Source organism: Burkholderia sp. AU16482 (assembly GCF_002223285.1).
GTDB classification, from domain to species: domain Bacteria; phylum Pseudomonadota; class Gammaproteobacteria; order Burkholderiales; family Burkholderiaceae; genus Burkholderia; species Burkholderia semiarida.
The window spans coordinates 458,186-480,598 of record NZ_NKEY01000006.1 but is presented as its reverse complement, the minus strand read 5'-3'; the positions used below and the strand labels follow the sequence as shown (position 1 = coordinate 480,598).

The following is a 22,413-nucleotide window of genomic DNA, read 5'->3' as shown; positions in this document are numbered from 1 at the left end:
CTGTAACAGCGGCGCCCGGGCAAGGCACACATGGAGACACCGGACTTCCGCGCGGGCGTCGTGGCACACGACGGCCCGCGCGCCGCACGGCAGCGGCGATCAGCCCACGCGGTACGCGTATTCGTGACGCTCCGACTGCACGGGATCGTTGCGGCTTTCCGACAACGCACCCGCGCGACGCTCGGCGATGAAGCGCTTGATGTCCGATTCCGCGCGCGCCAGCGCCGACAAACCGGCCAGCACTTCGCCTTGCGGCTCGCGCGCCGGTGCGTCGCTCGCGCCGTGTCGATCGATCCACTGGCGCGCCCAGTCGAGCGCGTACTGCTCGGCCGCCTCGGCATCGGTGAAGCGCGGGCCGATCAGGCCCGAGCGCTCGACGCGCCGGTCGTCCTGCGAGATCTCGGCCCACGCGCGATACATCAGGTTCTGCACGGGCTGCGCGATGCCGCTGATCGTATAGCCGCGATATTCATCGACCTGCGGCTCGGCCGCGGCGAAACTCGCCGACGACGCCCGCGCATGGCGCAACTCCGCGGCCGGCGCACCGGGCACCGTGAACGACACGCGAGCGCGGCCGTCCACCTGGTCGTCGCGCATCGTGCTCAACGACGACGCCCCTTCGCCCTGCCAAACGTTTGCCTGCGCAACCGGCAATTGCCACGACTCGGGGTTCTGCCAGAACACGCCGCGCAGACGGTCGTTATCGGGCACGGGCTCCGCGCGGCGAGCCGGCACGACTGCCTCCGGCGGCGGCGGAATATACGCGAACGTGCGCCCGCTGAACTGCGTCAGCACGTCGATCATCTTCAGCAGCGTGCCGTTCGCCAGCCACTCCTCGTAACGGCGGCGGCACGTCGGCCCGGACGGATAGCGGCCCGGCAGCTTTGACCAGGCTTCCCCGGTCGTCAGGATCCAGAGCACCGCGTTGGCGACGACGCGCGGTTCGGCGCGCGGACGCCCACGACGATTCAGCCGGATGGGTTCATCGGCGATCAGCGCTGAAAGGCGAAACCACTCTTCATCGTTAAGCTCATCGAAGAACATAGTCGATCTCTCCACGCAGCCAGGCCGGGGCTGCGATTGGCGGCGCCGTCGCGACACATCGCGTCGCGGGGCGGCCAGGTTGCACATTATGGTTATCCGGCGTTGTGCATACCGGGCGACACCGCACTTTCACGGTGCCGCGATTCCCGGCAATGGCGCACAAATCGCGGTCTCACTCCAATGTGGGAATTTTTGTGCACGAAGCATACCATCCCTAGGGTTTATCTCAATATGACAATGACTTAATGTTACGCACTGAAACAACCTGCCATGGGCGAGCAATCCATTTACGCTTGAATTTTTTTGCGGGATCTTTATGCCGATCGCTGCAAAGGCCCGTCTGGCGGGGCGCCTCAGCGTCTGAAGAATGCCGTCGAACCGGCTGTTACCGTCTGATCCGACCCCGATCGGCAACAATCTCCGGGATTACTTCGGGAAATCGGTAAATCAGGGGAAAATTCGTAACAAGATATTCACGGATCGGTAAATCATTCAATTTGCGTTGAATCAAATTATCTCTCCGCACAATCTCTTTATTGTTTCTCTGCGGGTAATGAAAATACGCTGACGTAGCGCGACCAATGTGTCCCCGCATGCAAATCCGTCACGCTTGTTACATCTTCGCGGGGACCGGCAAGCGGCCGCGCCGCGCGGCATGTGGCGCGGCCGTTGCAGGCCGGAACGGAAAGGAGGAAGCCGGCGTGGTGAACAGCGCGCGACAGTGGCGGTGGCGCTAGCGCAGATCGCCGGCCAGCGACGCGGCCACGTCCGCGTCGACACGCTGCGCCGGCATCGTATAGGCCGGGTGATCGCATCCGATCGACAGCGCCGCCCCGCCCTTGAGCGCCGCGCGCATCGGCACATCGAACTCGAAGCGGACGAAGTGCACGGCCGACGTCTTCTCGGCGTTGTCGCGCTCGAGATCCTCGTCGGCGATCGCGTAGACGCTCCCGTGCCCGTCGACCCGCAGGTAGACGCGATCCTCGACTCCGATCAGCCGCGCGAGCGCCGCGCGCCGTTCGATCTCGTGCTCGTACTCGATCTGCATCGTCGCCTTCAGGTTGGTGCCGTCGGGCACCAGCGGCAGATACGCGTCGAGCTCGGCTTCGATGCCGGCCTCGTCGAAGATCTTCTCGATGTGCAGCATCTCCTGGATCTGGTAGCGGATCGTCGTCTCGTCCTCGAACAGGAAACGCAGGTGGTTGCCGAGCGCCACCGCGCGGCGGCGCTTGTACGCGACGAGCCGCGCGTGTTCGGCCTTGCGGATCTTCGCGTACGCTTCGAGCGTCAGCAGGGAGTCGCGGGTCAGCGTCATGGGTGTCCTCGTGGATGGCCGGCGGCTCAGACGCCGTACGCGCGGCGCAGCAGCGTCAGCGGATGCGCGAGCGGCGCCGGCGGCACCCCGCTCTCGTCGATGCCCTGCACGATGTGATGGCCGGCGAGCGCGCAGTCGGACGACACGACATCCGGCCGAGGCTCGGCCATCGCCTTGAACACGGGCGCACCGATCCGCATCGCGTCCGCATGGAATGCCTTCTTCACGCCGAACGTGCCCGCGTGGCCCGAGCAGCGCTCGACGACGTTCACGCGCGTGTCGGGCACGAGCGACAGTGCATCGGCCGTCTTGCGGCCGATGTTCTGCACGCGCGCATGGCACGGCACGTGATACGACACAGTGCCGAGGCCCGTCTTGAAATCGGTCTTCAGCAGCCCGTCGCGATGCCGCGCGATCACGTATTCGAACGGATCCCAGAACGCGTCGGCCACCGCGCGCACGGCTGCGTCGCCGGGGAACATCAGCGGCAGCTCGCTCTTGTACATCAGCACGCAGCTCGGGATCGCGCCGATCAGCGCATAGCCTTCGCGCGCATAGCGCTCGAGCACCGGAATGTTCACCGCCTTCTTCGCGGCGACGCCGTCGAGATTGCCCTGCTCGAGCAACGGCATCCCGCAGCAGGCTTCGCGCGTGACAAGCTCGTACGGGATCTCGTTGTGCGCGAGGATCGCGAGCAGGTCGTGGCCGATCCCCGGCTCGTTGAAATTCACGTAGCACGTCGCGTAGATCGCGACCTTGCCGGGCGTACGCTCGCCGTCGCGCACCGGCGGGCCGTCCGAGCGCCGAGCGGCGCGCCGGAACTTGCGCGGTGCGAATTCCGGCAGCCACGCGTCGCGATCGACGCCGAGCGCCGCTTCGAGCGCATGGCGCGCGGGCGGCGTGCGGTTCACCGCGTTGACCGCCTGCGTGACGACCGGAATGCCCGCGAAATGGCCGAGCGCATCGGTATTCGACAGCACCTTGTCGCGCAGCGTCGCTTCGCCGCGCTTGTAACGCGCCGCCTTGCCGCGCAGCATCAGGTGCGGGAAATCGACGTTCCATGCATGCGGCGGCACGTACGGGCATTTCGTCATGTAGCAGAGGTCGCACAGGTAGCACTGGTCGACGACCTTGCCGAACGCGGCCTTCGGCACTTCCTCGACGTCACCCGTCGGCGTGTCGTCGACCAGATCGAACAGCGCCGGAAACGCGCCGCACAGCGACACGCAGCGCCGGCAGCCGGCGCAGATGTCGAATACGCGCGTCATTTCGGCGTCGATCGCGGCCTGGTCGTAGAATGCTTCGGACTGCCAGTCGAGTGGATGCCGGGTCGGCGCTTCGAGACTGCCTTCCTTGTGGGGCATGGGGCCCTCCAGCGTGGCGCGCATGCGCGCGGACGCGCCGCCCGTGTAGTGCGGGCAGCGAGCGGCGCACGGCCGCCGGCCAGCGAAATTTTCCGACCGGGCCGTGCGGCCTTGCAGGGGGCCGCGTCAGTCGACGAGTGCGTCCAGCGCCTTCGTATAGCGGTTCGCGTGACTGCGTTCGGCCTTCGCGAGCGTCTCGAACCAGTTCGCGATTTCGTCGAAGCCTTCTTCGCGCGCCGCCTTCGCCATGCCCGGATACATGTCGGTGTATTCGTGCGTTTCGCCGGCGATCGCCGATTCGAGGTTCAGCCGCGACGAACCGAACGGCAAGCCCGTCGCCGGATCGCCGACTGCTTCGAGATATTCGAGGTGGCCGTGCGCATGGCCGGTTTCGCCTTCGGCGGTCGAGCGGAACAGCGCGGCGACGTCGTTCTGCCCCTCGACGTCGGCCTTCGAAGCGAAATACAGATAGCGCCGGTTCGCCTGCGATTCGCCCGCGAATGCGGCCTTCAGGTTGGCTTCGGTTTTGCTGCCCTTGAGTTGAGCCATTTGCGCCTCCGTTCGAGTCGGCGCGGCCGCGTGCGACGCCGGGCCGATCAGATATGTGGGGAACGATGCCGCGCCGGGCGCGCATCGTGCTCTTCAATCTAGGCGCTCGCGTTCGCATCACCCAATAGGCTTTTTCAATGCAGGCGATAGCATGGCGGCAGAGCGCGCGTACCAGGAAAACGGCGTTGCGCGGCGCGTGGCACCGCGCCCGCTCGTCAGGCGTCACGCATCCATCGCGCGCTTGAGCAGCAATTCTCGCTCGCGCTCGTTGCGCGTGAGTTCCGCCGCGCGGCGGAATTCCCGCTTGGCCTCGTCGGTGCGACCGAGCTTCGCGAGCAGATCGCCGCGCACGCTCGGCAGCCAGTGATAGCGCGCGAGCGCCGGATCGTCGCGCAGCACGTCGACGAGTTCGAGCGCCGCGGCCGGCCCGAATGCCATCCCCACCGCCACCGCGCGGTTGAGCTCGACGACCGGCGACGGCGCGACTTCGGCAAGCGCGTCGTACAGCGCGACGATCTGCACCCAGTCCGTGTCCGCCGCCTGCCGCGCACGCGCGTGACACGCGGCGAGCGCGGCCTGCAGCGCATACGGCCCGCGCACGCCGCCGAGCTTCGTCGCCCGCTCCAGCGCCGCGAGGCCGCGCCGGATCAGCAACGGATCCCAGCGGCTGCGGTCCTGGTCGAGCAGCAGCACGGGCCGGCCCTGCGCATCGATGCGTGCGTGCATGCGCGACGCCTGCAGTTCCATCAGCGCGACGAGCCCGAGCACTTCGCTTTCGTCCGGCGCGAGCCCGGCCAGCACGCGGCCGAGCCGCAACGCCTCGTCGCATAGCGCCGGACGCATCCAGTCGTCGCCCGCCGTCGCCGCATGGCCTTCGTTGAACACGAGGTAGATCACTTCGAGCACCGACGCGAGCCGCGCGGGCCGCGCATCGGCGGCCGGCACCTCGAACGGCACGTGCGCCGCCGCGAGCGTGCGCTTCGCGCGCACGATCCGCTGCGCGATCGTCGGCTCGGGCGTCAGGAACGCACGCGCGATCTCGCCCGTCGTCAGCCCGCCGAGCAGCCGCAGCGTCAGCGCGACGCGCGCGTCGGTCGACAGCACCGGGTGGCACGACGTGAAGATCAGCCGCAGCAGATCGTCGCCGATGTCGTCGTCGCGCGCGTCGGCGAGCGCGTCCGCGATGTCGGGGACGACATGCGCGTCGAGCGCGTCCATCTCGTGACCGAGCTGATCGCGCTTCGCCGCATGAAGCGACTCCTGCCGGACCCGGTCGAGCGCGCGACGCTTCACGGCCGTCATCAGCCACGCGGCCGGGTTGTCGGGCACGCCGTCGACGGGCCAGTGCTCGAGCGCGGCGACGAGCGTGTCCTGCGCCAGTTCCTCGGCCACGCCGACGTCGCGCACCACGCGCGCGGCGCGCGCGATGATCTTCGGCGCCTCGATTCGCCAGACCGCCTCGATCGCACGATGCGTCGCCTCATGCGTCACGACGCCTGCCCCTGGGCGGACGCCTCCAGCGGCATGGCCATCAGCTCCCACGTGTGGCCGTCGGGATCGGTGAACCCGTGGCCGTACATGTTCGGGTACTCGCGCGGCGCCTGCGGCGCGGCCCCGCCGGCCGCCAGCGCCTTCGCGACGAGCCCGTCGACTTCGGCACGGCTGTCGCACGACAGGCACGACAACACCTGGATGTGCGTGGCCGGATCGATGATGGTCTTGTCGGTGAAGGTCTGGAAAAACGGCCGCACGAGCAGCATCGCGAAGATCGCGTCGCTGATCTTGATGCAGGCGGCCTGATCGTTGGTATAGGCCGGCACGACTTCGAAGCCGAGCGCCTGGTAGAACGTCTTCGCGCGCGGCAGGTCGGCTACCGGCAGGTTGATGAAAACCATCTTGTGCATGACGGGTGCTCCCGGTGAGGTTGGATTCAGGCGTGGCTGCGGCCGACGTGGAGATCGCGGAACCGCTCGACCGCGTCGCTCGGCGTGAGGTCGTCGAGCTCGAACAGCGGCCGCACCTCGATCTCGCAATCGAGCTCGGCGCCGAACGGCGCGGGAAACCGGCGCGTCCATTCGAGCGCCTCGTCGCGCGAGCGCACCTGGATCAGCGTATAGCCGGCGATCAGCTCCTTCGTCTCGGCGAACGGGCCGTCGATCACCGTGCCCTTGCCGCCCGCGTAGCGCACGCGCCAGCCATGGGCGCTCGGCCTCAGGCCGTTGGCGTCGAGCAGCACGCCGGCTTTCGCGAGTTCCTCGTGATAGACCGTCATGGCCTCGACCAGCCGGTTGTCCGGCAACGCGTCGGATTCGCTGACGGCGTTCGCCCGGATCATGATCATGAATCGCATCGTTGACTCCTTGTCGTCGGTGGAAGGCGACGCCCGTTCCGCGGCGCCTTACCCGGACGACGGCCGAACGACGGCCGGATCGACACGCGCCACGACAAATCAGGGTAAATACCGAGTCGCGACGCTTACAGGAAGCACGGGCCGACCGCGCGCACCTCGACCGTGCACCATTGCGCGGCCGGGCACTGGCGTGCGATCTCGATCGCTTCCTCTCGCGTGTCGACGTCGACGAGGAAGAAGCCGCCGACCATCTCCTTCGCCTCGGCGAACGGGCCGTCGAGCAGGCGCGTCTCGCCGTCGCGCACCTGCACGCGCGTGCCGCGCTCGGAGCGCTCGAGCGACTCGACGCCGCGCAGCACGCCGCGCGCCTTCAGCGACTCGGCGAACTCGACCATCCGCGCATAGAGCGCCTGACCTTCGTCGAGCGTGCGCTCGGCGCGCTGTTCGGTCGGTTCGACAATCAACAGCATGTAAGACATGGATTTCTCCTGTGGGGGACGGGGCGCGGCGGCCTGCGCCGGGCGAGCGGCACACGACGCGCGGTGCGAAAGCGTAACAGCCGCGAAGCGGCTTGCCGCATCGTTGGCCAACCGGCACTGGCCGGACGGCCATTTCGGCCGCGGTCCGACATTTTGCCTTCAAGATGCGGTCCCGAACTGTCGGATTTTCATCCTGTGGACCGTCTCATGTCACGCCCGCTTCCCCTGTTTGCCGTCGCGCTGTTCGTGGTGTTGTCCGTCATGCCGCCCAAGGCGCTCTTCGCCCGGCCGGCCGCCGCCGCGCTGCCCGTCAGCAGCGGCTGCGGCGGCGCCGCCACGGCGATTGCCGAAATCCGGCGCGCGGGCGGCCCGTCGCCGCTCGCCGGGCAAACGGCGTCGATCGAAGCGGTCGTCACCGCGGCGTTCGGCGGCGCCGACGGCCTGGGCGGCTTCTTCGTCCAGCAGGCCGACGCACAACGCCAACACCGGCCGGGCGTCCCGGAAGGCCTGTTCGTCTACGCACCGAACGCGCGCGTGGCGCCCGGCGATCTCGTGCATATCACCGGCAAGATCGACAAGAAATACGGCCGGACGCAACTCACGCTGTCGGGCGACGTGGCCGTCTGCGCGCGCGGGCAGACGGTCACCCCGGCAGTGCTCACGCTGCCGGTCGCGTCGCCCGCCGTCCTCGCCGCGCACGAAGCCATGCGCGTACGCCTGCCGCAAACGCTGACGGTCAGCGATACCTACGAACTCGGCCGCTACGGCAGCATCGTGCTGAGCAACGGCCGGCTGCGCGCGCCGACCCAGGTCGCGCCGCCGGCCGACGCCGCCGCGCACGCCGCGGCCAACGCGCTGAACCGCATCGTGCTCGACGACGGTTCGAACCGCCGCGACCCGGCGGTCGTCCGCTATCCGCCGCCCGCACTGAGCGCCGCCAACACGCTGCGCGCGGGCTACACGGTACGCGGTGTCGAAGGCGTGCTCGAGCTGCGCTACGGCACATGGCGGCTGCAACCGGTGGCCGGCGCGGCGCCCGTATTCGAGGCCGCCGCGAACCCGCGTACCGCGGCACCGGCCCGGCATCCCGGTGCCGACGTGCGCATCGTGTCGTTCAACGTCTTCAACTATTTCAACGGCGACGGCCACGGCGGCGGATTCGACGCGCCGGCCAACCGCGGCGCGAAAACGCCCGCCGCGTTCGCGCGGCAGGAAGCGAAAATCGTCGCGGCGTTGCGCGCGCTGCGCGCCGACGTGATCGGGCTGATGGAGATCGCGAACAACGGCGACGGCGACGCGAGCGCCATCCGTCGGCTCGCCGCGCAGCTCGGCGACGGCTGGCGCGCGGTCGCCCCCGGCACCGCGCGGCTGGGCCGCGATGCAATCGCCGTCGCGCTGCTGTACGACAGCCGCGCGGTCGAGCCGATCGGGCGCGCCGCCACCGTCTCGCTCGGCCGCCGCCACCGCCCACCGCTCGCGCAGACGTTCCGGCGCATCAACGGCACACGCACGTTCACGGTCGCGGTCAATCACCTGAAGTCGAAGAACTGCCCGCATGCGAGCGGCGTCGATCTCGACCAGTCCGACGGGCAGGGTTGCTGGAATGCGGCGCGCACGCAGGCGGCCGCGCGTCTCGCCGACTGGCTCGCCACCTCGCCGACGGGCAATGCGGCCGGCGGCGTGCTGCTGATCGGCGATCTGAACAGTTATGCGAAGGAAGACCCGATTCGCACGCTCGAAGCGCGCGGCTACACGAACCTCGTCGCCCGCTTCGTCGGCGATGCTGCGTACAGCTACGTATTTCGCGGCGAGGCCGGCAATATCGACCATGCGCTTGCCACGCCGCCCCTCGACGCGCGCGTGAAGGCCGTACGGTTCTGGCACATCAACGCGGACGAACCGGTTGCGCTGCAACCCGTGCCCGATTACAAAACCGCCGCACGGCGGTCGGCTTATTACGCACCCGATGCATACCGCTCGTCAGATCACGATCCCCTCGTCATCGACATCGCGCTGGACCGGGGCGCCGCGCCACCGCCAGCAGGCACGAATCGTGCGCACCGCTCGGGCGTCGAGTAGTGCATTTGCATCAGCATCCAGCCTGCAATGGCACTATTTACCTGAGGCCCGTGGCGACGCCATATTTACCGGACCTTCACTGCGACCTGCTGCTCGACACGCTGCTTCATCCCGAGACGCGAAATTTTTTCAACCGCTGCGCGGCCCCGCGCGGCGGGCTTTCCCGGCGATCCTGCCGACGAATTGAAAATTTGTCTCGAAACTCAATGGGAGGAAGTGAATCACATGGGTTGCTGGGATTCGTCTTATCTTCAAAATGGGCCTGGAATCAAAGGAGGATAAACACCATGGCGCTTACCGACTCGATCGAACACAAGCTGGACCGCGGCCTGTCCGATATCCGCCGCACCGGCCGGCGCGTGGGCCGCACGACGCGCGCGGCTGCCCGCGATCTGCATGCCGACGTGACCGACGATCTGCGCGGGCTGGTCGATGAACTGGAAGATCTGCTGAAAAACGATGGCGATGGCGATATCGCCGCGCTGCGCAAGCGCGTGCAAGCCCGGCTCGATGAAGCGCGCGGCGCGCTCGACTACGCGTCGGGCAGCGCGGCCGCCCGGCTGCGCGATTCGGCCGAGCGCGTGTCGCAGGTCGTGCACGAGAACCCGTGGCAAACCGCCGGCGTCGTCGCGGGCCTCGCCTTCGTCGCGGGCCTGCTCCTTTCCCGCCGTTGAACGGGGCCGCGTGCACCGCCGCCCGCCCCGCCCGTCATCCATCAGACAACGAAGGAGAATCGCCATGCAGAAGTCCCTCGCCATGAAAGCCGCTGCCGCCGTGATGCTCGGCAGCCTCGCCCTCGCCGGCTGCACGACCACGTCCGACAAGCCCGATACCGCCGCGGCCAGCGCGTCCAAGCGTCAATCGATCGACGCCAGCGTGAACGCGACGCTGTCGCGTCTGTATTCGACGGTGCCGGGTTCGCGCGACCTCGTCTCGAAGGCGCGCGGCGTCCTCGTGTTCCCGAACGTGCTGCAAGCCGGCTTCATCGTCGGCGCCCAGTCCGGCAACGGCGCGCTGCGCGTCGGCGGCAGCACCGTCGGCTACTACAACACGTCGTCGCTGTCGGTCGGCCTGCAGGCCGGCGCGCAGTCGAAGGCGCTCGTGTTCCTCTTCATGACGCAGGATGCGCTCGACTCGTTCCGCAAGTCCGACGGCTGGTCGGCCGGCGCCGACGCGTCGGTCGCGGTCGTGAAGGTCGGCGCAAACGGTGCGGTCGACTCCAACACGGCCACCGCCCCGGTGGAAGTGCTGATTCTGACCAATGCAGGCCTGATGGGCGACCTGTCGGTGAACGGCACGAAGGTCACCAAGCTCAACATCTGACGACGCGGCACGCGGCCTCGCGCCGCGTTCGCTTCCCGGCAGCGCCGCGGCCCCGGCCGCGGCGTTTTCGCATGTGCGTCACGCAGCGGCTATGATGGCGGCACCTTTGCGGGCATACTCCGCATGGGCCGCCCCGCGGATGGCCGCGGCGCGTTGCTCCGCGAACCCGTGACGTTCGCGAACCGATCGCGCGCGGGGCAACGAGATTCAATCAAACCACGCATCAATCTGCGCGAATGCACCCATGGATAGCGGACACGATCACCAAAAATTCTTCTATTTCCTGCTGTTCGCGGTTACCGTCGGACTCTGCTGGATCCTCGCGCCGTTCTCCGGCGCCGTCTTCTGGGGCACCATTCTCGCGATCCTGTTCCAGCCCGTGCAGCGCTGGCTGGCCGCGCGCTTCGGCAAGCGCCGCAATCTGGCCGCGCTCGTCACGATGTCGCTGATCATCCTGATCGTGATCCTGCCGCTCGTGTTCGTCACGGCCACGCTCGTGCAGGAAATCGCGTACGTGTACCAGGAGCTCAAGGACGCCCAGCCGAACTATTCGCAGTACTTCCACGACATCATTCACGCACTGCCGACGTCGATCCAGAACCTGCTGCAGAAATACGGGCTGACCAACATCCCGGGCATCCAGAAGAAGCTGACCGACGGCGCCGCGCAGATCAGCCAGTTCGCGGCCACCCAGGCGCTCAGCATCGGTCAGAACACGTTCCAGTTCGTCGTGAGCTTCGGCGTGATGCTGTACATGGTGTTCTTCCTGCTACGCGACGGCGGCGAGATCGGCCGCCGCGTGCGGCGCGCGCTGCCGCTCGACGAAGAGCACAAGAACCTGCTGCTCGCGAAATTCACGACCGTCGTGCGCGCGACCGTGAAGGGCAACATCGCGGTCGCGCTCGTGCAGGGCGCGCTCGGCGGCCTGATCTTCTGGATCCTCGGGATCGAGGGCGTCGTGCTGTGGGGCGCGCTGATGGCATTCCTGTCGCTGTTGCCCGCGATCGGCGCGAGCCTCGTGTGGGTGCCGGCCGCGCTCTACTTCCTGATGATCGGCGCGGTCTGGAAGTGCGTGATCCTCGTCGCGTTCTGCGTCGGCGTGATCGGCCTCGTCGACAACCTGCTGCGCCCGATCCTCGTCGGCAAGGACACGAAGATGCCCGACTGGGTCGTGCTGATCTCGACGCTCGGCGGAATGGCGCTGTTCGGCATCAACGGCTTCGTGATCGGGCCGCTCGTCGCCGCGCTGTTCATGGCGAGCTGGGACATCTACGCACGCGCCGAACACGGCGAATGACCCGCGTCCGTCCGCCGGTGCTCCGCATGCGGGCGGAGATCGCCGCTCAGGGATGACCGATATGGATCACGACGGGCGCCACGGCGCCCGTTGCTTCATCCGCCGCAATCGTCATCACGCCGCCATACGGGCCGACGCGCTGAATCTGGCCCGGCGCCAGCCGCACGCTTCGCCCGGTGTGCGCATCGCGCCACGTTGCGCGCACCGCCGCGCCGCCGTCCGGCGCGAACGGCGCGCCGTCGGGCCCGACCAGCGCCACCTGCGCACCGGCCAGGCGCCGGCCGTGCGTATCGAACCGGAGCGTGGCCGTTGCCTCGCCGTTGGCCGTCTCCCGTGCGTCGACGAGCACGCCCGCCGGGGCATCGAGCGTCACGTCGTAGAGATCGACGAGCGAGCCGGTGAATCGCACGACGCCATCCGGCGCGGGCTGCCCGGCTGCCATCGCGTTCGACATGGCAGTCGACATCGCGAGTACGACACCGAGCCCGACCACCGTCCTCCGTACGCCCCCGGCGCGCGATGCCGCTGCCGATCCCGACCGCTTCGCGTTGTTCCGCATGTTTCCTCTCCTCTGCCGCGTCACCAGAAAAACAGGCGGCGTGACGCGTCGGTCACGCCGCCTGTCTGCTGGCAATCACTTTAGGGAGAGCGGCCGGGACAATATATGGGACAAGTCCTAAACTGCAGCCGGGTTGATCGAACTCAGTGCAATCGACATCGCCCCGCGGCCCGATGCGAGCGGCGTTGCACGCCCGTCACGCGTCCGGGTCGACCCGCAGCACGAGCTTGCCGCGATGGTCGCCGTCGAACAGCCGGTTCAGCACGTCGGGCGCGTTTTCGAGCCCATCGGCCACGGTTTCCTCGGCCTTGAGCCGGCCGTCGCGCAGCCAGCCCGCGAGCGTCTGCACGGCTTCGCGGCTCTTGCGGTAGTCGAGGATCAGGAAGCCGCGCATCGTCAGCCGCTTCGAGATCAGCACGCCGACGTCGTCGGCCGCGCGGCCGCTGTTGTAGTTCGAGATCACGCCGCACAGCGCGACGCGCCCGCCGATCACCATCCGCGACAGCACCGCGCGCATCACCTCGCCGCCGACGTTCTCGAAGTTCACGTGCACGCCGTCCGGCGTCGCCGCCTTCAGTTGCTGGCGGAAATCGTCGGCCTTGTAGTCGACGGCCGCGTCGAAGCCGAGCGTCTCGGTCAGGTAGCGGCACTTGTCCGCGCCGCCCGCGATGCCGACCACCCGCGCGCCGTGAATCTTGCCGATCTGCCCCGCGATCGAGCCGACCGAGCCGGCCGCCGCCGACACGACGAGCGTTTCGCCCGGCTGCACCGGCGCGATGTCGGTCAGCCCGTAGTACGCGGTCAGCCCGCTCATCCCGCACGCGCCGAGCAGCGTCGGCAGCGGCAGGCCCGACTGCGCGGGCAGCTTCACGAGCTGCGCGGCCTGCCCGGCCGGCACGACCGCGTAGTCCTGCCATCCGACGAGCCCCTGCACGAGATCGCCTTCGGCGAAACCCGCGTTGCGCGACGCGACCACGCGGCCGATACCGAGCGCACGCATCACCTCGCCGATCGCGACGGGCGGCAGGTACTGCGGCACGTCGCTCATCCACACGCGGTTGGTCGGGTCCATCGACAGATACAGCACGCGCACGAGCACCTCGCCGTCGGCAAGCGCCGGCACCGGCGTCTCGACGAGCGAAAAATGTTCGCGGCCGACCCGCCCTTCCGGGCGCGTCTTCAGCAGCAGCTGGCGGTTCACGGGTGTCGTCATGCTGTTCTCCTCCAATCGTTGTGGTTCGGGATGCGCGTCAGACCGCGCACATGCCGCCGTCGATCACGAGTTCGGCGGCCGTCACGAAGCGGCTCTCGTCGGACGCGAGATAGACGGCCGCATGCGCGACGTCGTCCGGCTCGCCGAGCCGGCGCAGCGGAATGCCGCGCGCGAGCTTGCGCGTCGCGTCGCGTTCGCCGAGCGACTGGAACAGCGGCTCGACGATTCCCGTGCGGATGAACGCCGGGTGAATCGAATTGCAGCGCACGTCGATCTCGCGGCGCGCGCAGTCGATCGCGACCGATTTCGTCAGCGACGCGACCGCCGCCTTCGACGCGTTGTACGCGGTGAAATCCGGTTCGACCTTGAACGCGGCGACCGACGAGATGTTGATGATCGACGCCGGGTGGCTCTCGGCCAGATACGACAGCGCATGCTTGCAGCCGAGCACGATGCTCTCGACGTTGATCGCCATCACGCGCCGCCATTCGTCCAGCTCGATTTGCGCGGGCGAGCCGATCGAGCCGACGCCCGCGTTGTTGACCAGCACCGACAGCCCGCCCATCGCATCGACCGCCTGCGTGAGCAGCGCCTGCCAGCGCGCTTCGTCGCGCACGTCCTGGGTCGCGGCGAACGCGACCGGCGTCTCATGGCCCGCGTTGAGTTCCTGCGCGAACGCATCGAGCACCACCGCTTCCGCGATGTCGGTGACGAACACGCGCGCGCCGTGCTCGACCATCCGGCGCGCGATCGCGCGGCCGAGGCCGCCCGCAGCGCCCGTGATGTATGCGCACTTGCCGGCGAGGCGCGGGGAAACGATTGTCATGGGCCTGCTCCTGTCGTGAATCGTCGTCGCGGAACGCTGCCGCGACGGGGTTTTCGTGCCTGCCGGGCCGCCGCCGGCCGACGTGCGTCGGTTACCGGTACGCCGGCATGACGGCGCACCGCACGTTTGCGCGAGTATATCGAGATAAGCGCGACGCACGCCGGACCGGCCCGGTACGACAGCCAGCGTACGCGAACGCGGCCGATCGATGAAATGAATATTCGTGATGCCCGGTCATAAGCGCCGTGCATGGCTGGCGCGTCGCCGCGCCGATGCGCGAAGCGGCGGGCGCGGCCGGACGCGCGCACGAGCCGTGCCAGTCGATTATCGGCATGACGGGCGTTGGGTTGCGCATCAAGGAGAACGCAATCGGGAAGATGAACCGGCGGCGAGGCATCGTGCCCTCCGCCGGAAAGCGCCGGACGAACGCCGGCGGCAAGAAAGCGGCGCCGAAGCGCCCGCCGTGGCCCGAAAGTCAGAAGCCGTCGCCCGACGGCGCGCGCACGAACGCGCAGAGCTGCGGCGAATGCGTGTCGATCATCTGCTGGAACGGCGCACGGTGCCCGTACGCGATACCCGACACGAGCAACAGGCAGACCGCCGCGACGCGCGGCGAGAACGTGCGCTGCCGCGCGCCGTCGTAGCCGCGCAGGAACACCAGCGCGACCAGCGCGCCGAGCATCCAGCCGACGGCGACTTCCGGCACGGTATGCGAGTGATCGAACACGCGCGCGACGGCCGTGAGCACGCCGACGGCCAGCCCGGCCGCGATGCCCGGCGCCTTGCCCGGCCGGAACGCTTGCCACAGCATCGACAGCGCCACCGTCCAGACGGACGTCGACAGCATCGTGTGGCCGCTGATCACGCGGAAATCGAACTGCGCGAGCTCGATGCCGCATCCGGCGTACAGGATCTTCGTGGCACCGACGAGCCCCATGCCGGCGGCCAGCAGCAGGCCCCAGCGGGCGGCGAGTCGCCAGTCGGTCAGCGCGAGCCACGCCGCGCAGGTCAATGCGATCGGCAAGGTCAGCGCGGCATCGCCGATGTTGCTGATTTCACTCCACATGACGGACTTCGGAGACGATCGAAAGGCCGCAGTTTACCGCATGCGCGCAGCGCACCTGTGTCAGCCTGTGACAGGCTGTATCAGCCCGCGACACCGGTAATCAACAGCAGGTTCGTGCCGGTGATCACGCCGAACAGCGCCCACGCGAGCACCTGCATCCCGCGGCCGATCGCGTGTTCGCCCATCGTGCGGCGATCGCTGACCGAGCGGATCAGCGGCCACATCGCGAACGGCAACTGCAGGCTCAGCAGCACCTGGCTCCATACGAGCAGTTGCCCGACCGAGCCGTCGCCGAGCCACAGCACGCCGATCAGCGCCGGCACGAGCGCGAGCCCGCGCGTGATCAGCCGGCGCTGGTAGCACGGGATCTTCGTATGCAGGAAACCGTCCATGATCACCTGGCCGGCGATCGTGCCGGTCAGCGTCGAGCTCTGCCCCGACGCGAGCAGCGCGATGCCGAACAGCAGCGCGGCCGCGCCGCCCGCGATCGGCGTGATCAGCCGGTATGCCTGTTCGATGTCGGTCACGTTGTGCTGGCCCGTCGCATGGAATGCCGCGCCCGCGACGACGAGGATCGCCGCGTTGACGAGCATCGCGACGAACAGCGACACGCAGGTATCGATGCGCACGAGCGCGAGCGTGTCGCGGATCACGCCGCGCGTGCCGCCGACGACGTGCCGCGTCTGCACGACCGACGAATGCAGGTACAGGTTGTGCGGCATGATCGTCGCGCCGACGATGCCGAGCGCGAGCACGATCGCATCCTTGCGGTCGTGGCCGGGATCGCCCGGCACGAGCCCGCCGACCACCGCATGCCAGTCGGGCGGCGTGATCGCCACCTGCGCGACGAAGCAGAACGCCATCGTCGCGATCAGCCCGAGCACGATCGCCTCGATCTGCCGGAACCCCTTGCCCTGCAGGCCGAGCACGATCACGGTGTCGAGCGCGGTCAGCACGACGCCCCACGCGAGCGGCACGCCGAGCAGCAGCTTGAACGCGAGCGCGCAGCCGAGCACTTCCGCGATGTCGCACGCGATGATCGACACTTCGGCGGTCATCCACTGCACGACGCGGCCGAACCGGCCGTAGCGGTCGTAGCTCGCCTGCGCGAGATCCTTGCCCGCGACGAGGCCGAGCCGCGCCGCGAGCATCTGCAGGAAGATCGCCGCGATGCTCGAGAACGCGACGACCCACAGCAGCGAATAGCCGAACTGCGAGCCGGCCTGGATATCGGTCGCCCAGTTGCCGGGGTCCATGTAGCCGATCGCGACCAGCAAGCCGGGGCCGAAGAAACGCCTGAGCTTCTGCCAGCGCGGCGCGGCGGCGTCGATCGTGATGCTGCCCTTTACTTCCGACGGGCAGAAAGGGGCGGTGGCGGTAGAGGGGAGGAAGGGCATGGAAACCGGGAATCGAGGTCGCGACACGACGATTCTACGGGTATCCGTCCCGTTTTCCCGCGCGCGGTCGCGCACGCGTCGCAATTCGCCCCGTCGCCGTCGCAACACGCGGCGGCGTGCCCGTCATACGAAACGGGCGACGCCGCGCGGTGCGCGAGGATTTTTTCCCGCTCGGCGACGCGATATTCGGTCGGCGACATCAGCAGGCGCTGGCGAAACAGCTTCGCGAGCCGCTCGCCGCTGCCGAACCCGGTGCGCCGCGCGACCTTGTCGGCCGGCAGCGTCGTATGGATCAGCATGTGGCACGCCCGTTCGAGCCGCACGTGCTGGACGAACTCGGTCGGCGTCACGCCGATTTCCTTCTTGAAGCGCCGCAGGAAATTGCGCTCGCTCATCGCGGCCGCCTGCGCGGCGTCCGCGACCGAGATGCGGTTCACGCTCTGCGCGCGCAACCGCTGCGCGGACATCCGGATCGACGGGCTCGCGCTCAGTTCGCGGAACGCCCACATCGACTGCACGTAGCGCTGCTCGACCGGCCGCGCCATGTTGCTGGCGATTTCCTGCGCGGCGCCGTCGCCGAGGTCGGCGCGGAACATGTCGAGCGCGGCGGCGAACACGTCGGTCTCGCCGGCCGGCGATTCGATCGTCGTGGTAACGCGGTGCCCGGCCCTGCCCGGCCGCCCGTCGACCGACGCCGGCGGCCGCCGCGTGGCGGCGAGCGCGGGCAGATCCATCGCGTCGACGATCCAGCGCGCCTGCTGGCGAATGTCGGCCAGGCGCCGCTGCAATGCGTCGTCCCAGTTGACGGCCGCGCGCTCGCCATGAAGATGAAAGAACGCGAGCGCACGGCGGCTGTGTTCGTCGCCGAGCGGATCGGCCGCGATTCTCACGCCGGACGACGACTGCAACAGTCCCCCGCTTTCGGATACGTACTTGAGCTGGTAATCCACGCCGTACCCATGCAGGCGATTCGCCAGGTTGAAGGCCTCGCCAAGACGCGCGGCCTGGGCCAACGAAAACCCCGTGCTCAAATAGATGATGACCCACCGCTGATCTGCTGCATTCACTGGCCAAGCCCCCGACTTGTTCGACTTCTTCTAATACCGTCGAACTGTCAGGCTTATATTTGGTTTGAATGCGTGCGACAGGACGGCTATCCCGAAATATGAAGCGACGGCATCTTAGCCGAACGGGTAGCGCCTTTGGCGCGAAATGGCCGACGGGGACAGCATGATGGCGGATTACTACAGGCTGCCGCGCGCCGCTGGTATGCCGACACTGAAACGCGTATGCGATGCGGCCGATTATTGCAGCCGCCATGTTCAATGACGAGTGTGTCCGATGGCGTCGTGCATCGGCAAAGCGAACGCTCGCGTATCGGCGCGAACGGCATCGACGTGCATCGAACGCGTGCGATCGCGTCGCACGCCGACGGGCGCATCCGTTGCCCGCGCATCCGTTGGAATCGATCGGTCCTTCACCACGCCGCCCGCGCGCCGCACGTCACGCAACCGGCCGTCACGCATGCGCTCAACCCGCTGCGCGCGCATTTCGACGATCCATTCCCGCTGCTCGCGTACTGGCACGAGTCACGCGACACCGACCGAGCGCATCAGCGGGTGCGCGAACGCATCGTCGCGTGCGTGGGCGGCAGCGCCGGCATCGCCGACGCATCGCGCGCTGCGCACGCGTGCTCGACCGGGAAGGTATGCTGGCGGCTGCACGCCGCCACACGGCGCCTTCTTTCCTCGATCCGCTTACCGGAGACTTGCCATGTCGCTCATCCACGCCGCCGCCGTCCCCGATGCCGACGCACCCGACTACGTCGTCCAGTTGCAGGCCGGCACGCATGCGCTGACCGGCGACGAGGCACCGCGCGAAGGCGGCCAGGATCGCGGGCCGGCGCCGTACGAGTTCGTCCTGGCCGGGCTCGCGCAATGCACGGCCGCGACGCTGCGCATGTACATGCAGCGCAAGACGTGGCCGGCCGCGCGCATCGCGGTGCGCACCGAGCTGCATGCCGATCGCGAAGGCGTGCAGTACGTGCGCCGCGTCGTGACGCTCGACGGCCCGCTCGACGACGCGCAACGCCAGCGTCTCGCGGAGATCTGCGAGAAAACCCCCGTGACGCAGTTCATCAAGCGCGGCACGCGGATCGAGACGACGTTGAACTGACGCACTGACGCACCGACGCACGCCGCAGGCACTCACGCACGGCGCTCGAACGCTTGAAAAACGGAACGGGCGGGCCGCGCATCCAGCGCGACCCGCCCGTTCGTCGATCCCGCCCGACGCTTACAGTCCGAGCGCGGACAGATCCAGCTTGCCGTCCTTCATCGGCGGGCACCAGAAATACGCGCCCGTCAGCGGCCGCGTGAAGCGGAACAGGCCATCGACGATCCCGTCTTCCGCGCCGCTCATCCGGCGCATCTGCACGTCGAATGCGCGGAACGAGCAGCCGAACGCGACGAAGTAGAGGCCCGCCCGGCGCGTGTCCGACCACGGCGACGAACGGCGCAGCATGAACGCCTCGGGCGCGAAGCTTTCCTGCGCGGTGCGCTTCACGTGCGCGAATTCGGGCGCGTCGTCGAGTTCCTCGTTGTCCGAACGGCGGCGCCCGATGATGTCGTCCATCTCGCCCGACGGGATGCGCTCCATCTGGTCGAAGTCGTGCACCCACTGCTGCACCGCGACGAAGCTCGAGCCGTCGAGCCCCGCGCCCTGCCCCGTCACGATCGCCGCGGCCACCGCGTCATCGCCTTCCGGATTCTCGGTGCCGTCCTCGTAGCCGGACAGGTCGCGATCGTTCGAATAGCGGAAGCCGTCGACGGCGTCCTGCAGCACGAACGCCGGCGCCAGCGCGCGTTCGATCGCCCGCGCGCGCAGCACGATCTCGCCGCGGTCGTCCGAGCGCAGCCACACCCACACGTCGGCCGGCGTGATCGGCAGCGTGCGGTCGTTCACGGAGAACGCGGGGTACTCGGTGAGTCCCGGCACCGGGTGCCCGAGATAGGCAGCCAGCGCGTGCCCGAAGCCGACGACCGTGTCGCGTCCGTCGGCGATCTCGCGCAGCGCGGCCAGCGCCGCCGCGATATTGCCGTCATTCGACATCGTGAAAGTGAGGTATCGGGCTGCCGTATCGATCGGAGCCAGGATGCCTTGCTGAACGTCGCTCATCGTTTCCTCGGGAATGGTTCGGAGTGAATCTGTGCGGGCCGCATCGTCGCGCGCCGCGGACGCGCAAGTGTAATCGATGCGCCTGCCGGCCCCGTGCCCGCCATCGCGCAACGTACGCGAAAAGGGGCCAAAACCCCGAATACTAACCGTATCGACGCCGCAACGCCGCATTCGTCAGACGTTGCGGCGCGCGCGACACTCCTGATAAAATCGCGACACGTCTTTTTTCGGCGTCCTTTCAACCGTTCACTTCAGGGAGGTGCAGATGTTCCGAATGCCAGCAACCTTCCCGAACGTGGTCCCACGGCGCAGCTGATCCAGCCCGCCGTCCGCGCCGGCTCCCGAGTTTTCCGCTAACCCGTCAGCCGCGCTTTTCCCGACAGCCCGTTTCGTTCCGCCCGCGTGTTTCGCGCGGCCCGGCTGTTGCGTTTTCGACGTTCTCCGAACCGGAAAGTCCCGTCGCGCGATGCGCCGGGCAACGATACATGACCAGAAAAACCTCCCATCTGGGCGGCCACGCATTCCAGGCCGTCTTCGGCTTCACCGTCCGTTACTGGCGCAAGCAGCCGGCGCGCATCGCCGCGGTCGCGAGCCTCGCGCTGCTCGCCGCGCTCGCCGACGTCCTCACGCCGCTGTTCGCCGGCCGCCTCGTCGACGCGCTGTCGGCCGGCCTGACCGACCGCGCCGCCGCGTGGCATTCGGCCCTCGCCGCGTTCGGCACGCTGGCCGCGCTCGGCATCGGCGCGACCGTGCTGCGCCAGGGCGTCTACCTGAACATCATCACGCTCACGCTGAAGATGATGAGCGAGATCGCCGCCGCGTCGTTCCACCGCGTGCAGCGCTTCTCCACCGACTGGCACGCGAACAGCTTCGCGGGCTCGACCGTACGCAAGATCACGCGCGGGATCTGGGCGCTCGACCTGCTCAACGACACCGTGCTGATCGCGCTGCTGCCGTCGGTCACGATGCTGGTCGGCGCGACCGTGCTGCTCGGCACGCACTGGCCCGTGATGGGGCTCGTCGTCGGCGCGGGGTCGCTGCTGTACATCGCGGTGACGGTCGCGGTGTCGCTCGGCATCGTCGCGCCGGCCGCCCGGCTCGGCAATCTGTGGGATACGCGCATGGGCGGCGCGCTCGCCGACGCCGTGAGCTGCAACGCGGTCGTCAAGGCGTTCGGCGCGGAAACGCGCGAGGAAGCGCGGCTCGCGCGCGTGATCGGCAAATGGCGGCAGCGCACGCGCCGCACGTGGGTGCGCGGCACGTTCAACGGCGGGCTGCAGGGTGCGATGCTCGTCGCGATGCAGGCCGCGATGATCGGCGTCGCGCTGCGTCTGTGGATGAACGACGAGGCGAGCGTCGGCGACATCGCGTTCGCGCTGACGATGTTCTTCATGCTGCAGGGCTATCTGCGCGACGTCGGCATGCACATCCGCAACCTGCAGCGCTCGGTGAACGACATGGAAGAACTCGTCGCGCTCGAACGGCAGCCGCTCGGCATCGACGATCGCCCCGGCGCGCCGGCCATCCGCATCGATCGGGGCGAGATCCGCTTCGAGCACGTGACGTTCCGCTACGGCAACCACCCGGTGCCGCTGTACGACGATTTCTCGATGCGGATCGCACCCGGCGAACGCGTGGGCCTCGTCGGCCATTCGGGGTCGGGCAAGACGACGTTCATCAAGCTGATCCAGCGCCTGTACGACGTGTCGGGCGGCCGCATCACGATCGACGGGCAGGACATCGCGCAGGTGCGGCAGGATTCGCTGCGCAGCCAGATCGCGATCGTCCAGCAGGAGCCCGTGCTGTTCCACCGCACGCTCGCGGAGAACATCGCGTATGCGCGCCCCGGCGCGAGCCGCGCCGACATCGAGCGCGCCGCGCGGCTGGCCAGCGCGCACGACTTCATCGCCGCGCTGCCGGACGGCTACGACACGCTCGTCGGCGAACGCGGGATCAAGCTGTCGGGCGGCGAGCGCCAGCGCGTCGCGATCGCGCGCGCGTTCCTCGCCGATGCGCCGATCCTGATCCTCGACGAAGCGACGTCGAGCCTCGACAGCGAAAGCGAGCTGCTGATCCAGCAGGCGATGGAGCGGCTGATGGTCGGCCGCACGACGCTCGTCGTCGCGCACCGGCTGTCGACCGTGCGCGCGCTCGACCGGCTGCTGGTGCTCGATCGCGGCAAGGTGATCGAGGAAGGCAATCACGATGCGCTGATCCGCATCGACGGCGGCATCTATCGCCGGCTGTTCGAGCGGCAGGCGCTGGAGCTGGCGAAGGGGCTCGCCGATTCGCCGCGCCGCATGGTAGATCGCGACGCCGGGCCGCTGGGCGAACCGGTGGAGGCTTGACGCCAGCGCGTCGCGATGCGGCCCGGC

Annotated in this window: 21 protein-coding genes and 1 pseudogene; 7 read left to right on the top strand and 15 right to left on the bottom strand. The window is 68.4% G+C overall.

Features of this window, described 5'->3' with window-relative positions; all coding sequences use genetic code 11:
* Positions 1–99: 99 nt before the first annotated feature.
* From CFB35_RS19495 to CFB35_RS19460, 8 genes are all read right to left on the bottom strand, one after another.
* Positions 100–1,044: a transposase gene (locus tag CFB35_RS19495; protein WP_059583044.1), complete on the bottom strand. Its 945-nt coding sequence runs from the start codon at positions 1,042–1,044 to the stop codon at positions 100–102.
* Positions 1,045–1,777: 733 nt separating this feature from the next.
* Positions 1,778–2,359 carry a DUF3501 family protein gene (locus CFB35_RS19490; protein WP_059583047.1) on the bottom strand — a complete coding sequence of 194 codons (582 nt, stop codon included), beginning with the start codon at positions 2,357–2,359 and terminating at the stop codon, positions 1,778–1,780.
* A gap of 26 nt (positions 2,360–2,385) precedes the next feature.
* Positions 2,386–3,723, bottom strand: a complete 1,338-nt coding sequence (locus tag CFB35_RS19485; RefSeq protein WP_059583049.1) for a heterodisulfide reductase-related iron-sulfur binding cluster — start codon at positions 3,721–3,723, stop codon at positions 2,386–2,388.
* Between the two features lie 126 nt (positions 3,724–3,849).
* Entirely contained in the window at positions 3,850–4,272 is a 423-nt protein-coding gene (locus tag CFB35_RS19480) for a rubrerythrin family protein (RefSeq protein ID WP_059583052.1), read from the bottom strand.
* A 222-nt stretch (positions 4,273–4,494) separates the two neighbouring features.
* Entirely contained in the window at positions 4,495–5,763 is a 1,269-nt protein-coding gene (locus CFB35_RS19475) for an RNA polymerase sigma factor (RefSeq protein ID WP_059573775.1), read from the bottom strand.
* Entirely contained in the window at positions 5,760–6,176 is a 417-nt protein-coding gene (locus tag CFB35_RS19470) for a VOC family protein (RefSeq protein WP_059573774.1), read from the bottom strand. Before CFB35_RS19470 ends, CFB35_RS19475 begins: the two co-directional genes overlap by 4 nt.
* 26 nt (positions 6,177–6,202) lie before the next feature.
* Positions 6,203–6,622, bottom strand: a complete 420-nt coding sequence (locus CFB35_RS19465; RefSeq protein WP_059573773.1) for a YciI family protein — start codon at positions 6,620–6,622, stop codon at positions 6,203–6,205.
* A 125-nt stretch (positions 6,623–6,747) separates the two neighbouring features.
* The gene (locus CFB35_RS19460; protein WP_059573772.1) at positions 6,748–7,101 is read right to left on the bottom strand and encodes a YciI family protein; all 354 of its coding nucleotides are present in this window, start codon (positions 7,099–7,101) and stop codon (positions 6,748–6,750) included.
* 207 nt (positions 7,102–7,308) lie between these two features.
* On the opposite strand from CFB35_RS19460, the gene CFB35_RS19455 reads away from it, so the two are divergent.
* The 4 genes from CFB35_RS19455 to CFB35_RS19440 all read left to right on the top strand — a co-directional run bounded on the left by CFB35_RS19455 (position 7,309) and on the right by CFB35_RS19440 (position 11,800).
* Entirely contained in the window at positions 7,309–9,180 is a 1,872-nt protein-coding gene (locus CFB35_RS19455) for an ExeM/NucH family extracellular endonuclease (RefSeq protein WP_059573771.1), read from the top strand.
* A gap of 287 nt (positions 9,181–9,467) precedes the next feature.
* Positions 9,468–9,854 (top strand): YqjD family protein, encoded by a 387-nt coding sequence (locus tag CFB35_RS19450; protein ID WP_059573770.1) that lies wholly within the window; start codon positions 9,468–9,470, stop codon positions 9,852–9,854.
* Between the two features lie 64 nt (positions 9,855–9,918).
* Entirely contained in the window at positions 9,919–10,503 is a 585-nt protein-coding gene (locus CFB35_RS19445) for a YSC84-related protein (protein ID WP_089465447.1), read from the top strand.
* A gap of 244 nt (positions 10,504–10,747) precedes the next feature.
* Positions 10,748–11,800: an AI-2E family transporter gene (locus tag CFB35_RS19440; RefSeq protein ID WP_059573768.1), complete on the top strand. Its 1,053-nt coding sequence runs from the start codon at positions 10,748–10,750 to the stop codon at positions 11,798–11,800.
* Positions 11,801–11,846: 46 nt separating this feature from the next.
* Here the strand turns inward: CFB35_RS19440 and CFB35_RS19435 are convergent, their stop codons facing one another.
* The 6 genes from CFB35_RS19435 to CFB35_RS19405 all read right to left on the bottom strand — a co-directional run bounded on the left by CFB35_RS19435 (position 11,847) and on the right by CFB35_RS19405 (position 17,874).
* Positions 11,847–12,359: a hypothetical protein gene (locus CFB35_RS19435; protein WP_059573767.1), complete on the bottom strand. Its 513-nt coding sequence runs from the start codon at positions 12,357–12,359 to the stop codon at positions 11,847–11,849.
* Positions 12,360–12,555: 196 nt separating this feature from the next.
* Positions 12,556–13,572, bottom strand: coding sequence for an NADP-dependent oxidoreductase (locus tag CFB35_RS19430; protein ID WP_059573779.1), 1,017 nt, complete (start codon positions 13,570–13,572; stop codon positions 12,556–12,558).
* A gap of 37 nt (positions 13,573–13,609) precedes the next feature.
* The gene (locus CFB35_RS19425) at positions 13,610–14,398 is read right to left on the bottom strand and encodes an SDR family oxidoreductase (RefSeq protein ID WP_059573766.1); all 789 of its coding nucleotides are present in this window, start codon (positions 14,396–14,398) and stop codon (positions 13,610–13,612) included.
* 475 nt (positions 14,399–14,873) lie between these two features.
* The gene (locus tag CFB35_RS19415) at positions 14,874–15,464 is read right to left on the bottom strand and encodes a phosphatase PAP2 family protein (protein ID WP_059573765.1); all 591 of its coding nucleotides are present in this window, start codon (positions 15,462–15,464) and stop codon (positions 14,874–14,876) included.
* Between the two features lie 80 nt (positions 15,465–15,544).
* Entirely contained in the window at positions 15,545–16,861 is a 1,317-nt protein-coding gene (locus tag CFB35_RS19410) for an Nramp family divalent metal transporter (RefSeq protein ID WP_059573764.1), read from the bottom strand.
* Positions 16,810–17,874, bottom strand: a complete 1,065-nt coding sequence (locus CFB35_RS19405; RefSeq protein ID WP_059573763.1) for a helix-turn-helix domain-containing protein — start codon at positions 17,872–17,874, stop codon at positions 16,810–16,812. The genes CFB35_RS19410 and CFB35_RS19405 overlap by 52 nt, the downstream gene beginning before the upstream one ends.
* A 471-nt stretch (positions 17,875–18,345) precedes the next feature.
* On the opposite strand from CFB35_RS19405, the pseudogene CFB35_RS35690 reads away from it, so the two are divergent.
* Both CFB35_RS35690 and CFB35_RS19395 read left to right on the top strand, forming a co-directional pair.
* Positions 18,346–18,427 (top strand): annotated as a pseudogene (locus tag CFB35_RS35690) (LysR family transcriptional regulator); the annotation flags it as partial.
* Between the two features lie 207 nt (positions 18,428–18,634).
* Entirely contained in the window at positions 18,635–19,036 is a 402-nt protein-coding gene (locus tag CFB35_RS19395; protein ID WP_089465446.1) for an OsmC family protein, read from the top strand.
* 120 nt (positions 19,037–19,156) lie between these two features.
* On the opposite strand, the gene CFB35_RS19390 is transcribed toward CFB35_RS19395, so the two are convergent.
* Positions 19,157–20,038: a Dyp-type peroxidase gene (locus tag CFB35_RS19390; RefSeq protein WP_059573761.1), complete on the bottom strand. Its 882-nt coding sequence runs from the start codon at positions 20,036–20,038 to the stop codon at positions 19,157–19,159.
* A gap of 485 nt (positions 20,039–20,523) precedes the next feature.
* On the opposite strand from CFB35_RS19390, the gene CFB35_RS19380 reads away from it, so the two are divergent.
* Positions 20,524–22,386, top strand: a complete 1,863-nt coding sequence (locus CFB35_RS19380) for an ABC transporter ATP-binding protein (RefSeq protein WP_059573760.1) — start codon at positions 20,524–20,526, stop codon at positions 22,384–22,386.
* Positions 22,387–22,413 lie beyond the last annotated feature (27 nt).